Source organism: Pedobacter cryotolerans (assembly GCF_005116475.1).
Taxonomy (GTDB): domain Bacteria; phylum Bacteroidota; class Bacteroidia; order Sphingobacteriales; family Sphingobacteriaceae; genus Pedobacter; species Pedobacter cryotolerans.
This window is the reverse complement of record NZ_SWBO01000002.1, coordinates 231,371-245,873: the sequence shown is the minus strand read 5'-3', so window position 1 is coordinate 245,873 and position 14,503 is coordinate 231,371. Positions and strand designations below refer to the sequence as shown.

The window sequence follows — 14,503 nt, the reverse complement described above, 5'->3', positions numbered from 1 at the left end:
CTTTTTGTTTTTTCTGTTCTCGTCGTCATACCGAAATGAGGAATCCCGATTAATCGGGAAGGTATCTGCTTTTGTAGTTGTACTATCTTACAGATTTCTCCCTGCGTTCGAAATGACGCTAAAACAAAAAGATTGCAGCAAAAAGCCCGGCCGACTTTAATTTGTGTCTAAACCGGGCTTTTCTAAATGACTTATATTTATTAAATCATCACAAAACTTATGGCTATAATAATTAAAAAGCAAATTGTAAGTACAATATTATATGCAAAACTAAGGAAGAACATTTTCAATACAGTTACCCAGCGGGTACTTGCATAAAAAGTTCTTAACGATCTGTAGATGTACCAAATGATGTAAATAATGCAGGCGAAAGCTAATAACCCACTAATGTCAAAAAACAAAGCAAATAGCCATTGTAAAAACATCATCACTAAAATGCTTATAAATATAGCAGAGTGAACATGAAATGAATAAATTAAATGTTCGTAGTAATACTTTGATTTGTTAATATAAACCAGTTTTAAAATAAGCGCAAACAATGGCAACAACAAAAACATCATTTTGGGAATATTATGAAGAAAATCTTCTAAAAATTTCTCTGCTGGGTTATCGTACTGATTTAATTCAATAGTTCTTTTTACAAAATAATGTTTTACAAAACCATCTCTTTTATCTTTAGCAAGAGCCTGTTGATTTTTTTCATATTGGGCAACTGTAGTATCTGAAGAGTCCCATTTGTTCGAAAAAACTTTTCTTTTTTTTCCGTTGCCAAATCTAATACTAGGTCCATCATCTTCTGTTTTAGCATTAGTTTCTTCTTCAATAGCTTTTTTAATTACACTATCTCTTAGTCCATTAGAATTTGGTACATATTTTAAAGTTTCTTTTATTTCGCTAATTTCTGAAGCAGATAGCTCTTTTTTAGGTTTATCTAAACTGTCTTTTTTAGTAGTTGTAGTTTTAGAGGCGGTAGTATTAGTTTTTTCTTTACCATCTTGTTTTTCTTTAACACTTCCTTTTAATACTACTAAAAAGAAAACAATACTTACAAAAATGTAAAGTCTAATTGGGTGTATAAATCTTACTCTTTTACCAGCTACATATTGTTTAGTTAATTCCCCTGGTTTTAAAAGTAAAGGTTTTAAGGTGCCGAAAAACTTATGTTCAAAGTGAAAGTAATCTGCAATGGCATGGGCAACCATGTGTAAAGCATCTTCTTTAACTTCAATATTTTCTTGCCCGCATTTTGGGCAGAAATGTTCTTCTACATCATGACCACAGTTGAGACAATTTTTCTCTTTTCTAAGTTTAAAAGACGACATACGAGCTTTAATTTACGATGGGTATTTGCGATTAATGAGTAATGGCTTCAATTGCTTTTTCTTCTGCTTTGGTATGTTTATGCTTAAAGAAGATCATGAATAAAATTGTGATTGCTAAGGCGTAAATTGTAAATGAAAGCCAGATGTTGTGCCAATCTTTTACATCTAGTGCTCTACTCAAATCACCGTTGCCAGAAACAGAAATACCTTTATCTTCTAAAAATTTCAACAAGTGCGGATCTGTAGTTGTAGCTTTTACATGATCTGCCAAAGATTGGATGTTTGTATAAGCTTTAGTGAAATATTTTTGGATCATCCAGCCAGAAACTACACTACCTAAAACTGCTCCAAACCCATTTGTCATCATCATAAATAAACCTTGAGCAGATGAACGTGTTTTTGGTGTTGTAGAAGTTTCTACGAATAAGGAGCCTGAAATGTTAAAGAAATCGAATGCCATACCATAAACAATACACGAAAAAATTATCATCCATAAATTTCCCTGTGGATCGCCATAAGCGAAAAAACCAAAACGGAAAACCCAAGCTAGCATTGCAATTACCATTACTCTTTTAATGCCAAAACGTTTTAAAAAGAACGGAATTGCCAAAATAAATAAAGTCTCAGAAACCTGAGAAATAGACATAATGATAGTAGAATATTTAATTACAAATGACTCTGCATAAATAGGGAAGAGCTTAAATTCATCTAAAAAAACATCGCCATAGGCATTTGTTAATTGTAAAGCTCCGCCTAAAAACATAGAAAAGATAAAAAACAAAGCCATTTTATAATTGGCAAAAAGTTTAAAAGCATCTAAACCGAACTTTTGAGTTATGGTAGATTTTTCTTCAATTAATTTAGATGGAGGGCATTTAGGTAACGAAAAAGCATAAATTCCTAAAGCTAAAGCTGCAACACCTGCAATATAAAATTGATTTGCACTTGCTTTACTGCCAGTTAAATTAGTAATCCACATGGCAGCAATAAAACCAATTGTGCCCCAAACTCTAATTGGAGGGAAATCTTTAACTACATCTAAATCGCTAGATTTAAGTGTAGAGTAGGAAATTGAATTACTTAGTGAAATGGTTGGCATATAAAAACACATGGCTAAAAATATCGTCCAAAAGAATTGGTTAGGTGTTTCTACTTGAGGAATATAAAATAATGTAGCCGCATAAAGCACGTGTAAAATTCCGTATAGTTTTTCTGCATTAATCCACTTATCGGCAATAATACCTGTTATGGTTGGCATAAATAAAGATGCAAAACCCATGGTAGCAAATATTAACCCAAATTGAGCGCCATCCCATTGCTTAGTACCAAACCAATAATTTGCAATGGTAATTAGCCATGCTCCCCAAACGAAGAATTGCATGAAATTCATCAGGGTTAAGCGTATCTTAATATTCATAAATAGTTTTAGTTGTTTGTTTTTTTAAATGTAGCAGAAATAACTATTATTTAGAAAATAATAATGAGTTAGGGCAAGAATTATTCGAAATTATGATACAATTTCACTTTAGTAGTGCAAAATTTTATTCTGCATTTCTTTTGGCAATTTCATCTCTAATTCTTGCAGCTTTTTCATAAGCCTCTTCTGCCAATGCCTCATTTAATTTAGCCTGCAGGTCTTCAACAGATAAAGATTGGTAGCCAGAAACGGGGATAGATGTCGGCATATCTTCAGAACTATGTTCTTTGGTTATGGCATCCATGTTTTCTAAAAAAAGAAAGTCATTTCCTTCAATTACAATTCCGGCAGAAGATAATATAAATTCGTACGTATAAATTGTTGCATTAAACCTTACAGCTAAAGCAATTGCATCAGATGTTCTGGCATCAATTTCTTGAATATTTTCTCCGTTAGTACAAATTAATTTAGCGAAGAAAACACCATCTACCAAATTATAGATAATGATTTCGGTAATTTCAATTTGGTAAACTTGAGCAAATGATTTGAAAAGATCATGCGTAAGAGGCCGAGTAGGCGTCATCTTTTCAATCTCTATAGCTATAGCTTGCGCTTCAAAAGCTCCGATTATGATTGGTAAACGTCTTCTTCCATTCACTTCGCCTAGCACCAATGCATAAGCCCCAGATTGGGTTTGGCTGTACGATAAGCCAACAATATCAAGTTTTACTTTTTTCATAGATTAGATATGTCATATTGAGCTTGTCGAAATATCATCAACAAATCCTTCGACAAGCTCAGGATGACAATTTATGATTATGCTTTATGTGCTTTTAATGCAGCAATTATTTTCGGAACAACCTCAAAAGCATCACCAACAATACCGTAATCGGCCACTTTAAAGAAAGGAGCTTCTGGATCTTTGTTAATTACTACAATTACTTTTGATGAGCTAACACCAGCTAAATGTTGTATTGCACCAGAAATACCAATAGCAATATATAAATTAGGACTAATAGCAATACCTGTTTGACCAACGTGCTCAGAGTGTGGTCTCCAATCTGCATCAGAAACTGGTTTAGAACAAGCGGTTGCTGCACCTAAAAGTTCAGCTAATTCTTCAATCATACCCCAGTTTTCTGGACCTTTTAAGCCTCTACCTGCAGATACAACTAACTCTGCATCAGGTAAGGAGATTTTATTGGTAGCTCTAACAATTTCTTTTACAATAGCCGTTAAGTCGGTTGCTTTTACTTCTGGATTGAAGTTTTCTATTGTTGCATCAACTGCATTCTCTTTAACTCCAAAAGCATTTGGATTTAAGGCAATTACTTTATTTTCTGAAGTTAATGTGGTTACAGCAAAAGCCTTACCCGAAAAGGCAGTTTTTTTAACTGAAAAACCGCCATCAAAATTTGGCATTTCTACGGCGCCATCTACTAAGCCAGCTTTAAGTTTTACTGCAATACGAGGCGCTAAACCTTTTCCAGAGAATGAGTTAGATAGTATAATTAAGTTTGCACTTTCTTTTGTGGCTGCTTCTGCTATTACAGCTGCATAAGCTTGGTTTACAAAGTTTTTAAGTTGATCTGTAGCAACATTTAAAACTTTAGCAGCACCATACTTACCTAATTCTTTTAAATCAGCTTCTGCTACATTACCAATTGAAACAGCAGTTAAGCTTGTATTTTGATTATCTGCGATAGCTTTTGCATAAGAAACTGCTTCAAAAACAGATTTCTTAAATTTACCATCGGCTTGTTCTACATATACTAATACTGACATATAATAATTTATAATTTTTCCACCAGGGATTTTAATATTAAGTTAATTGTTGAACGTTAAGCGTCTTGTCTTAAGCGTTCATCAACGCTTATCGCTTAACGCAATTCGCTATATTACCTTCGCTTCGCTGTGCAATAAACCAATTAAATCTTCTGCACTTTCTGCAGCTACTAATTTAACAGCACCACGTGGAGCAGGGGTTTCAAACTTTGTAACTTTCCCTAATTCTTCAATTGCTACGGCCTCTACTACAGTTAAAGGTTTTGTTCTTGCAGACATAATTCCTCTCATGTTAGGAATTTTTGCTTCAGCAGTTCCTTCTGCACAACTTGCTACAAATTTTCCCGTAACAGTTACAACCTCTTTTCCACCTTCAATTTCACGTTCAATTGTTGCAGTTGTACCGTCAAAATCTAATTTTTTAATAATTGATATTGAAGGGATTTCTAAAAACTCACCAACCATTGCAGCAACTTGAGAACCATTATAGTCAATTGATTCTCGTCCGCATAAAATCATGTCGAAATCATTTGCTTTTGCATATTCAGCAATCTGAAAGGCAGTAAAATAAGCATCTCTTGGTGCAGCATTTACTCTTACAGCATCATCAGCACCAATTGCCAATGCTTTTCTAATGGTAGGTTCGGTTGCAGCTTCACCAACGTTAATGGCGGTTACAGTTCCTTTTCCACCTTCACATAGTTCAATAGCTTTAGATAATGCAATTTCATCATACGGATTTACAATAAATTGAACTCCCGCGGTATTGAATTGTGTATTATCGTTAGTAAAAGTTATTTTTGTTGTGGTGTCTGGCACGTTACTAATACAAACTAATATTTTCATACGTATATATTTGATTAATGGTAATAAAACCTACATTACACAATCATGTACAATGATGATTTCTTTAAAATTGTCTTTATGCAAATCTAATTAAAAAAGCAGGGAAATAAAATGCAAAATACACGTTTAGCCAAGTTATTAGAGTTTTTAGAGAACGATCCTAACGATAGCTTTATATTATACGCTTTAGCTACAGAATACAACACGTTAAATGACACAGAAAAAGCATTTATGTATTATCTTAAATTGGTAAACGATCATCCAGATTACGTGGGTACTTATTATCATTTGGGTAAATTGTACGAAAAAGAAAGCGAGAAAGAAAAAGCAATTGAAATTTATCAAAAAGGAATGTTAGCCGCAAGGGCCAAAAGAGATATGCATTCACTTTCAGAATTACAGGGTGCTTATAATTCTGCAGCTGGTTTAGATTACGAAGACGATTAACCCAAACCCTTCAAAGGGCTCAATTAATTTATGGCTAAGCGACAACTCTTATTTATTAAAAACGTATTTCTTTTTACATTTACTGCATTTGGAGGTGCTCAGGCACATATTTCCTTATTGCTTAGGTATTTTGTAAAAAGTGCGCATTTTATTACCGAAGAAGAGTTATTAGAATTAAATGCTTTAGCACAGGTTTTACCCGGACCAGCTTCTACCCAAACATTGGTTGGTATTGGTTATAAAGTAGGAGGATTAAAATTAGCTATCCTCACCTTTTTTATTTGGATTTTACCTTCGGCAGCTATTATGACATGCGCTGCAATTAGTTATGCATTGTTAGATTCGAAGAAAGAATTTCTAGATATACTTCAATTTGTACACCCAATTGCATTAGGTATAGTTGCTTATGGAGCATTTAACCTTGCAAAAAAGGTGCTTAAATCAGAAATTACTATTTTATTAGCCTTTGGTGCGGTTGTAGCTACATTGGTTTTAAAGAACGCCTATGTTTTTCCTATTGCAATTTTTGTTGGCGGTATGGTGTCATCGGCAATTGCAACACCAACAGATGAAGCTCAAATAAGGGTTCGTTTATTTGCAAATATTAATCCTCGTAAACTCAGTTATTTTATTGGTGTACTGCTTTTTATGGCTATGTTGGGCGCTTTAATTAATAGAACATCGCCCTTTAGTTTACCCATTAGGCTGTTCGAAAATTTTTACCGTAATGGTATTTTTGTATTCGGCGGCGGTCAGGTTTTAGTTCCGTTAATGTTTACCGAGTTTGTAGAAATGAAAAAGTATTTGCTCCAATCTGATTTTATTTCGGGCTTTGCATTGCAACAGGTTTTGCCTGGTCCAACATTTTCATTTACCAGTTACCTCGGCGCTTTAAGTATGAAACAAGGTGGGTACGGTATTGTTGGGCAAGCTTTTGGAGGTCTGTTAGCAGTAATAGGTATAAATTTACCGGGTTTAATTTTGGTGTTATTTATCGTTCCTTTTTGGAATGATTTGAAAAAAATTACGAGAATTAAAAAATCACTTTCTGGCATTAATGCAGTAAGTGTTGGCTTTATTTTCGCCGCTTTTATTTTGTTGATAAAACCGATAAGCTTTAATTTAATGCCGTTATCTATTATTGTGAGTACTTTTTTGTTGCTAAATTTTACCAAAATTAGTCCGCCTTTAATTATTATAGCGGGTATAATATTAGGCTATTTTTTGTAAAGCAAATACAATATAAAAATTAAAGGAAAGTCCTTTGCTTCGCTATATCCCCGAAGAAAAATCGGGGGATGCCGCTACGCCAAGGTTTAGATAACTGCAGATATTGCTACTATTTACGGTTGCAGGGAGCAGACCTAACCCAAAAGTTAATGGTTTTGTTTTTTAAACCCAATAGCAGCGCAAATACTTTTACTATCGCCACACGCGGCTGGGATTAATAGGTAAAAGATTGCCTGCGGTCAATGTCCTTAAGTTTAGAATAATTAACACGTTGGCGGGGACGCCAACATAAGAAACTTCCAGCGTTGGCGTCCCCGCCAACGCTTAACTTTATGACATTGTGCCTGCGGTAGGCAGGTAGCGAGTAGTGGGGGCAGGTTTAGCCAAGAATTGGTAACAGTCGTTTTTAAAAAAAAATATGAAAATCTAATTGTACGTTGGCGAGGACGCGAACGTAAGAAGAAGTTTTTCCAAAAATTAATTAAAATGGCGCACCATCATCATTATAATCATCCATTTTTGATGGCTTAATGATTACATTTCCAGAGGGTTTATCAAAGTTACTTGAAGGCATCATTTGGCTTTCAGATGAGAAACTATTTTGAGGCATAAAACTCTCTTCCAAATCGGCAAACTTAACGTATTTACCGATAAAGCGAAGTGGAACAATACCGGTTTCACCGTTACGGTGTTTGGCAATAATTACCTCGCCAACTCCAGCCATCGATCTTCCATTTTCATCTTCTGTTAAACCATAATATTCTGGTCGGTACAAGAAAAGTACCATATCGGCATCCTGCTCAATAGATCCTGATTCACGTAAATCGGATAACAATGGTCTTTTTCCGTTTGGTCCTGGTCTGTTTTCTACCGCTCTACTCAATTGAGAAAGTGCTAAAACAGGTACTTCTAGCTCTTTAGCAACAGATTTAAGTGCTCTAGAAATACTACCAATTTCTTGCTCACGGTTACCACCACCGCTTTGTCCTTCGCCTTTACCATGCATTAATTGCAAATAATCGATGATGATCATTTGAATATCGTACTGTGCTTTTAGTCTACGACATTTTGCCCTAAATTCGAAAATATTAAGCGCAGGTGTATCATCAATTAAAAGAGGTGCCTCTGTCAAGGTTCCAATTTTACTGTGTAATTGTTGCCATTCCCATTCTGCTAAATTTCCTTTTCTAATTTTCTCTTGTTCAATTTCAGTTTCGCCAGAAATTAAACGATTAACCAATTGTACAGACGACATCTCTAAAGAGAAAACAACCACTGGTTTCTTAAAATCTACCGCTGCATTTCGAGCACAGGTTAGTACAAAAGCGGTTTTACCCATTGCTGGTCTGGCTGCAATAATTACCAAATCTGATTTTTGCCATCCGCCAGTAATTCTGTCTAAATCGGTAAAGCCAGATGGAACGCCAGTTAAACCATCGGTTTTTGTGCGCAATTCTTCTAGTGTTGCTAAGGATTGTTTAATAATCTCGTCCATTTTTTGCGTATCTCTACGTAAATTATTTTGAGCGATATCGAATAAATTCTTTTCAGCATGATCTAAAAGATCAAAAATATCGGTAGTATCTTCGTAAGCGTTGGTAATTATTTCTGTTGATATTCTAATTAGTTCTCGTTGAATATATTTTTGAGAAATAATACGGGCATGGTATTCGATATTTGCAGCAGAAGCTACACGATTTGTTAAATTGGTAATATAATATGCACCGCCTACAATTTCAAGTGTACCTTGCGTACGCATTTCTGAAGTAACAGTTAAAATATCAACAGGTTTAGATTTTTGAAACAAAGTTGCGATGGCTTCAAATATCTTCTTATGCGCTTCGGCATAAAATACTTCTGGTTTTAAAATATCGATTACGGTAGACAAAGCATCTTTTTCTAACATTAATGCTCCTAGAACAGCTTCTTCTAAATCTATAGCTTGTGGCGGTATTTTGCCCATAGTATTCATAGAAGTGGATAATCTGCTTTTACGTGCTGATGTTGAAAGTTTGCCTTGTCCTTGCGGTTCGTTATCGGTAATCATTTAACAAAAGTAGTTAAAAGTTAAGCTTGTTGTTTTACAAGTTTTAATTTGTTTGTTAACAAGTTGGTTCTGTTGATGTTGATAAAGAATAAAATTTTCCCACTAAATCTTCATTTAAAGATAATCGTATTGAATACATCTTCATCTTAGTATCTCATATCTATTTATTACTTTTGCAATAGATAAAAAGACATGGATAAATTTAGAAGACCACAACGCGTAAAAGAAAATAATGAATTTGTTTTTGGTATTAGGGCAGTAATAGAAGCTGTAAAAGCAGGTAGAGATATTGAAACAATTTATTTACAACGTGGTTTAGCTGGCGATTTATTCACTGAATTAAAAACATTACTTCATGGCACTTTAATTCCTTTAAGTTCTGTTCCGGTTGAAAAATTGAATAGAATGTCGCAGAAAAATCATCAGGGTGTAATTGCTGTAATTTCTCCAATAACCTATGAAAATATCGAAGATATTATTCCGGCAATTTTTGAAAAAGGGGAGACGCCTTTAATACTAGTTTTAGATAGTGTTACTGATGTGCGTAACATGGGTGCTATTGCCCGTACCGCTGCTTGTGTGGGTGTTCATGCTATAGTAGTTCCTTTAAAAAATGCTGCTCAAATTAATGCTGATGCCATCAAAACATCAGCTGGTGCGTTATTTAATATCCCAATTTGCAGACATGATAATTTGAAAAAAATCTGCTTATTTCTTCAAGATAGTGGTTTACAAATTGTTGCTTGTACAGAAAAAACTACTGATTTAATTTATGCTCCAGATTACACTATGCCAACAGCAATAGTAATGGGCTCGGAAGATGAAGGCATTTCTAATGATTTACTTAGGGTTGCTAATCATTTAGCTAAAATACCAATGGCAGGTAAAATAGAATCTTTAAATGTTTCTGTAGCTGCTGGAGTTATTTTGTATGAGGCTGTTAGGCAGCGTCAATAGTATTGAGCTATTAGATTTGAGAATTTAGAAATGTCTCAAATCTAATAGCTAACTTCTCAAATCTATTATATAAACTTATTCCCAAATTTTGCTTTAACATCAGCCACAATATGTTTCACATTTTGCTCCTCAGAGCGTGGACAAATGAGTAGTGTGTTATTTGATTCTACTACGATATAATTGTGTAAGCTTTGCAGTATTACTAATTTTTCTGACGGTACATTAACCATACAATTAGATGAATCAAACATCATCACTTGTTCTGAAGGAATAACAGCATTACCAACATAATCCTTTTCGGCCATTTCGTAAATAGAAGCCCAAGTACCTAAATCAGACCAACCAAAATCAGATGGTAAAACATAAACGTTCTCGGCTTTTTCCATAATACCAAAATCTATAGAAATATTAGTGCATTGTAAATACGCGTTTGCTATAAACTGAACTTCGTTTTGACTATTATAAAAGTTTTTACCTTGATTAAAAATCTCATGCATATCTGGTAAATGCTTTTCGAATGATTTATTAATCGATTTTGCAGACCAAATGAAAATTCCAGCATTCCACAGAAAATCGCCACTTTGAACAAATGATTGCGCAAGTTCTAAATTTGGCTTTTCGGTAAAGGTTTTAACTTTATGAATTTCTTGGTCTGTTGGTAACAATTCTTGATTATATTGAATATAGCCATAACCTGTATCTGGCCTATTCGGTTTAATCCCTAAAGTAATTAAACAATTGTTGTCAGCTGCTGCAGCCATGGATTGTTCTATTGCCTTTATAAAACCTTGCTGGTCGGCAATAGTATGATCTGAAGGTGCTACAACAATTACTGCATCGGGATTAAGTTCGGCAATTTTCATTGAGCCATAAGCAATACAAGGTGCAGTATTACGCATTATTGGTTCAGCTAAAATCTGGTTATTGCCTATACTTGGAATTTGCTCTTTAATCAAATCTACATAAATATCATTGGTAACAATAAATATGTTTTCTGGTGGACAGATTTGTAAAAACCTATCGTATGTACTTTGAATAAGTGTTTTTCCGACGCCAAAAAAATCTATAAATTGTTTAGGAAATTCTGTTCTACTTACCGGCCAAAAACGGCTGCCAACTCCGCCGGCCATAATTAATGCGTAATTATTTTTATTCATGTATCACAAAGATAATTTTATTTAAATAATACCTTCTTGTAAAAGGTCATGCATATGTATTAATCCATAATACATACCACTATTAGTAACTAAAAGTTGGGTAATATTGTTTGCTTTAATAATTTCTAATGCAAGTAAAGCCAATTCGTCTTTATCAATCTGCTTCGGATTTGTATTCATTAAATCTGCTGCAGTAATATTTTCAATGTTCGTATGGTTTTCAAGCATTCTTCTAATGTCACCGTCAGTTATAATTCCTAAAATTTGATTATTTTCTGTAACAACAACGGCACCTAAACGGTTTTTGCTAATTTCAATAATCACATCTTTAACTGCCGCATTTGGCAAAATACTTGGTTTTTCATTTTTTAAAGCTAAATCACCAGCTTTTAAATATAATCTTTTCCCTAGTGAGCCACCAGGATGATATTTAGCGAAATCATTAGTGTTAAAATCTCTAGACTCCAATAAACAAATTGCCAATGCATCGCCCATGGCTAATTGAGCAGTTGTGCTTGTTGTTGGGGCCAAATTATGCGGACAAGCTTCTTTACTTACGCTAGCGTTTAAGATAAAATCTGCTTGTTTAGCCAAATCAGAGTCTATTTGGCCGAGCATACCAATTAATAAATTATTGGACTGCTTTAATAATGGGGCAAGTAATTTAATTTCGGGTGTATTGCCACTTTTTGATAAGCACATTACAATATCATCACGCTGTATCATCCCTAAATCGCCATGCACCGCATCAGCAGCATGCATAAAAATAGCCGGAGTGCCTGTAGAATTAAAAGTTGCAACAATTTTTTGTGCAATGATGGCACTTTTGCCAATTCCGGTAACAATTACTCTGCCTTTGCTGTTTAAAATTGCCTGTACAACGTTTACAAAATCATCATTTATATGGTTAGTAAGGTTTAAAATAGCATCTGATTCTAGCTTTAAAGTAGAAACAGCAGATTCGATTATATATTTTTTACTTTTCAAAGAGAATTTATTAGTATATTGATGCTTTAATTACTGCAAAATTATGTTATTTTGAACAATAATAGCACAGAATATTTGATACAAAAAATGGACGTGAAAAAGTCGTTGTTTGATAATTTACAAACTTTCTTCGGTTTCGATAATTTTAAAGGAGACCAAGAACCCATCATAACTAATATATTAGAAGGGAAAAATACGTTTGTAATTATGCCTACTGGAGGTGGTAAGTCTATTTGCTACCAGTTACCAGCATTAATGAGTGAGGGTACGGCAATAGTCATATCTCCTTTAATTGCCTTGATGAAAAATCAAGTTGATCAGTTAAGGGCATTCGGAGGTAGTGATAGTATCGCCCACTTTCTAAATTCATCATTAAATAAAGCCGAAATAACTCAGGTAAAATCTGATTTATTGGATGGGCAAACCAAATTACTCTATGTTGCCCCCGAATCTTTAGCAAAGCTAGAAAACATAGAATTTTTGAGATTACTTAAAATTTCATTTGTTGCTGTTGATGAAGCACACTGTATTTCTGAATGGGGACATGATTTTAGACCGGAATATCGAAAAATAAGGCAGGTAATTACTGGCTTAGGTGCCCACATTCCTATTATTGCGTTAACTGCAACTGCAACACCTAAGGTACAACAAGATATTGTCAAAAACTTGCAGATGACTGATGCAACCTTGTTTAAATCGTCATTTAATAGACCAAACTTATTTTATGAAATACGCCCTAAAAGGGATGTGATTAAGGAAATTATCAGATATATTAAATACAATACAGGGAAATCTGGTATTATTTATTGCTTAAGTCGTAAAAAAGTAGAAGAAGTTGCCGAAGCTTTAAACCTCAACGGAATTAAGGCCTTACCTTATCATGCAGGTTTAGAACCAAAAGTTAGGGCCGATACGCAGGATAAATTTTTGATGGAAGATGCTGAAGTAATTGTTGCAACAATAGCCTTTGGTATGGGTATAGATAAACCAGATGTTAGGTTTGTAATCCATCATGATATTCCAAAAAGTATGGAAGGCTATTATCAAGAAACTGGTAGGGCAGGGAGAGATGGCGGAGAAGGTTATTGTTTGGCATTTTATGCACAAAAGGATGTAGATAAGCTAGCCAAGTTTATGAAAGATAAACCTGTATCTGAACGTGAAATTGGCACTCAAATTCTTAAAGAGGTTATTGATTATGCAGAATCAGGCGTATGCCGAAGAAAACAGATTTTACACTATTTTGGAGAAAATTTTAACGAAACTGGCTGTAACTGCATGTGCGATAATTGCAAAAAGCCAAAACAGCAATTTGAAGCTGAAGAACATCTGCTAACTTTCTTAAAATTAATTCAATCTACCGAAGAAAAGTTTGATGATAGCCATTTACTAAACATTTTTATGGGTAGCGAAACGGCTCAAACTATTGCTTATGAGCAAAATAAATTACCAGAATTTGGTTACGGTAAAGAAGCTGGCGAGATTTTATGGAAATCTTTAATCAGGCAAGCGGTGCTAAATAATTTTGTTTCAAAAGATATTGACAGTTATGGTATCCTTAAATTAACAAAAGCTGGTAAAGATTTTATCGAAAACCCATACAGTTTAAAATTTATATTAAATGAGTTAATAGAAAGTGCAGCAGATGATGATGAAGAAGATGTAAAACATGGTTCTGGTGCATTGGATACGCAATTATTAGGCTTGCTTAAAGATTTAAGAAAGAAAATTGCCAAACAAAAAAATGTACCACCATTTGTAGTTTTTCAGGATCCATCATTAGAAGAAATGTGTACGCATTATCCGATAACTGTTGATGAATTGAAACAAATATCTGGTGTAGGCCACGGTAAAGCGCTAAAATTCGGAAGTCCTTTTATTGAGTTGATTAAAAAATATGTTGACGATAATGATGTTGAACGACCAATTGACTTAGTCATCAAAACTCAAGCAAATAAATCAGCCTTAAAAGTTTCTATTATACAAAATATTGATAGACAAATAGGTTTAGAAGATATCGCCAAATCAAAAGGCATCACCTACTTCGATATTTTAAAAGAAGTTGAGGCAATTGTAAACTCTGGTACGAAATTAAATTTAGGCTATTTTGTAGATGAAGTTATTGATGAGGATAGGCAAGATGAAGTATTCGATTATTTTAGAGCTGCCGAAAACGATTCAATTGATGCTGCATTAAATGATTTAGGCGAAAGCGATTACACTCGTGAAGAAATACAATTGATGCGAATTAAATTCATGTCGGAATTAGGAAACTAGAAAAATAGATCGGAGTATTGAGCTATGAGAT

The 14,503-nt window shown here is 34.1% G+C and carries 12 protein-coding genes; 4 read left to right on the top strand and 8 right to left on the bottom strand.

Translation table 11 applies throughout. From position 1 onward, the window contains the following. Positions 1 to 200: 200 nt before the first annotated feature. The 5 genes from FA045_RS04110 to FA045_RS04090 form a co-directional block, all read right to left on the bottom strand. A complete protein-coding gene (locus tag FA045_RS04110; RefSeq protein ID WP_136874759.1) occupies positions 201 to 1,322 on the bottom strand; it encodes a DUF3667 domain-containing protein in 1,122 nt (373 codons plus the stop codon). A gap of 31 nt (positions 1,323 to 1,353) precedes the next feature. Next, the gene (locus FA045_RS04105) at positions 1,354 to 2,739 is read right to left on the bottom strand and encodes a nucleoside permease (protein WP_136874757.1); all 1,386 of its coding nucleotides are present in this window, start codon (positions 2,737 to 2,739) and stop codon (positions 1,354 to 1,356) included. Between the two features lie 124 nt (positions 2,740 to 2,863). Beyond that, complete coding sequence (locus tag FA045_RS04100; RefSeq protein ID WP_136874755.1) at positions 2,864 to 3,478, bottom strand: bifunctional nuclease family protein; 615 nt, start codon at positions 3,476 to 3,478, stop codon at positions 2,864 to 2,866. Between the two features lie 77 nt (positions 3,479 to 3,555). Beyond that, a complete protein-coding gene (locus tag FA045_RS04095; RefSeq protein ID WP_136874753.1) occupies positions 3,556 to 4,524 on the bottom strand; it encodes an electron transfer flavoprotein subunit alpha/FixB family protein in 969 nt (322 codons plus the stop codon). 108 nt (positions 4,525 to 4,632) lie between these two features. Continuing rightward, the gene (locus tag FA045_RS04090) at positions 4,633 to 5,370 is read right to left on the bottom strand and encodes an electron transfer flavoprotein subunit beta/FixA family protein (protein ID WP_136874751.1); all 738 of its coding nucleotides are present in this window, start codon (positions 5,368 to 5,370) and stop codon (positions 4,633 to 4,635) included. Positions 5,371 to 5,481: 111 nt separating this feature from the next. Here FA045_RS04090 and FA045_RS04085 point away from each other — a divergent pair, with 111 nt between their 5' ends. Together FA045_RS04085 and chrA are read left to right on the top strand one after the other, a co-directional pair. Beyond that, complete coding sequence (locus FA045_RS04085) at positions 5,482 to 5,817, top strand: tetratricopeptide repeat protein (protein ID WP_136874749.1); 336 nt, start codon at positions 5,482 to 5,484, stop codon at positions 5,815 to 5,817. Positions 5,818 to 5,847: 30 nt separating this feature from the next. Further along, complete coding sequence (chrA, locus tag FA045_RS04080; RefSeq protein WP_136874747.1) at positions 5,848 to 7,047, top strand: chromate efflux transporter; 1,200 nt, start codon at positions 5,848 to 5,850, stop codon at positions 7,045 to 7,047. A 481-nt stretch (positions 7,048 to 7,528) separates the two neighbouring features. Here chrA and dnaB read toward each other — a convergent pair whose 3' ends face one another. After that, positions 7,529 to 9,094: a replicative DNA helicase gene (gene dnaB, locus FA045_RS04075; protein ID WP_136874745.1), complete on the bottom strand. Its 1,566-nt coding sequence runs from the start codon at positions 9,092 to 9,094 to the stop codon at positions 7,529 to 7,531. Positions 9,095 to 9,286: 192 nt separating this feature from the next. Between dnaB and rlmB the strand changes: the two genes are divergently transcribed. Beyond that, positions 9,287 to 10,051 carry a 23S rRNA (guanosine(2251)-2'-O)-methyltransferase RlmB gene (gene rlmB / locus FA045_RS04070; RefSeq protein WP_136874743.1) on the top strand — a complete coding sequence of 255 codons (765 nt, stop codon included), beginning with the start codon at positions 9,287 to 9,289 and terminating at the stop codon, positions 10,049 to 10,051. A gap of 65 nt (positions 10,052 to 10,116) precedes the next feature. Here the strand turns inward: rlmB and FA045_RS04065 are convergent, their stop codons facing one another. Both FA045_RS04065 and FA045_RS04060 read right to left on the bottom strand, forming a co-directional pair. Continuing rightward, positions 10,117 to 11,208 (bottom strand): mannose-1-phosphate guanylyltransferase, encoded by a 1,092-nt coding sequence (locus tag FA045_RS04065; RefSeq protein ID WP_136874741.1) that lies wholly within the window; start codon positions 11,206 to 11,208, stop codon positions 10,117 to 10,119. Between the two features lie 21 nt (positions 11,209 to 11,229). Beyond that, the gene (locus FA045_RS04060; protein WP_136874739.1) at positions 11,230 to 12,195 is read right to left on the bottom strand and encodes a KpsF/GutQ family sugar-phosphate isomerase; all 966 of its coding nucleotides are present in this window, start codon (positions 12,193 to 12,195) and stop codon (positions 11,230 to 11,232) included. An 87-nt stretch (positions 12,196 to 12,282) separates the two neighbouring features. Here FA045_RS04060 and recQ point away from each other — a divergent pair, with 87 nt between their 5' ends. Then, on the top strand, positions 12,283 to 14,472 hold the full coding sequence (gene recQ, locus FA045_RS04055; RefSeq protein ID WP_136875306.1) for a DNA helicase RecQ: 2,190 nt from the start codon (positions 12,283 to 12,285) through the stop codon (positions 14,470 to 14,472). The last annotated feature ends 31 nt before the right edge of the window (positions 14,473 to 14,503 follow it).

Excerpts from the sequence above, each read along its gene's own strand:
- FA045_RS04110 (WP_136874759.1), bottom strand. The coding sequence starts at position 1,322 with ATGTCGTCTTTTAAACTTAGAAAAGAGAAAAATTGTCTCAACTGTGGT.
- FA045_RS04105 (WP_136874757.1), bottom strand. The coding sequence starts at position 2,739 with ATGAATATTAAGATACGCTTAACCCTGATGAATTTCATGCAATTCTTC.
- FA045_RS04100 (WP_136874755.1), bottom strand. The coding sequence starts at position 3,478 with ATGAAAAAAGTAAAACTTGATATTGTTGGCTTATCGTACAGCCAAACC.
- FA045_RS04095 (WP_136874753.1), bottom strand. The coding sequence starts at position 4,524 with ATGTCAGTATTAGTATATGTAGAACAAGCCGATGGTAAATTTAAGAAA.
- FA045_RS04090 (WP_136874751.1), bottom strand. The coding sequence starts at position 5,370 with ATGAAAATATTAGTTTGTATTAGTAACGTGCCAGACACCACAACAAAA.
- FA045_RS04085 (WP_136874749.1), top strand. The coding sequence starts at position 5,482 with ATGCAAAATACACGTTTAGCCAAGTTATTAGAGTTTTTAGAGAACGAT.
- chrA (WP_136874747.1), top strand. The coding sequence starts at position 5,848 with ATGGCTAAGCGACAACTCTTATTTATTAAAAACGTATTTCTTTTTACA.
- dnaB (WP_136874745.1), bottom strand. The coding sequence starts at position 9,094 with ATGATTACCGATAACGAACCGCAAGGACAAGGCAAACTTTCAACATCA.
- rlmB (WP_136874743.1), top strand. The coding sequence starts at position 9,287 with ATGGATAAATTTAGAAGACCACAACGCGTAAAAGAAAATAATGAATTT.
- FA045_RS04065 (WP_136874741.1), bottom strand. The coding sequence starts at position 11,208 with ATGAATAAAAATAATTACGCATTAATTATGGCCGGCGGAGTTGGCAGC.
- recQ (WP_136875306.1), top strand. The coding sequence starts at position 12,283 with ATGGACGTGAAAAAGTCGTTGTTTGATAATTTACAAACTTTCTTCGGT.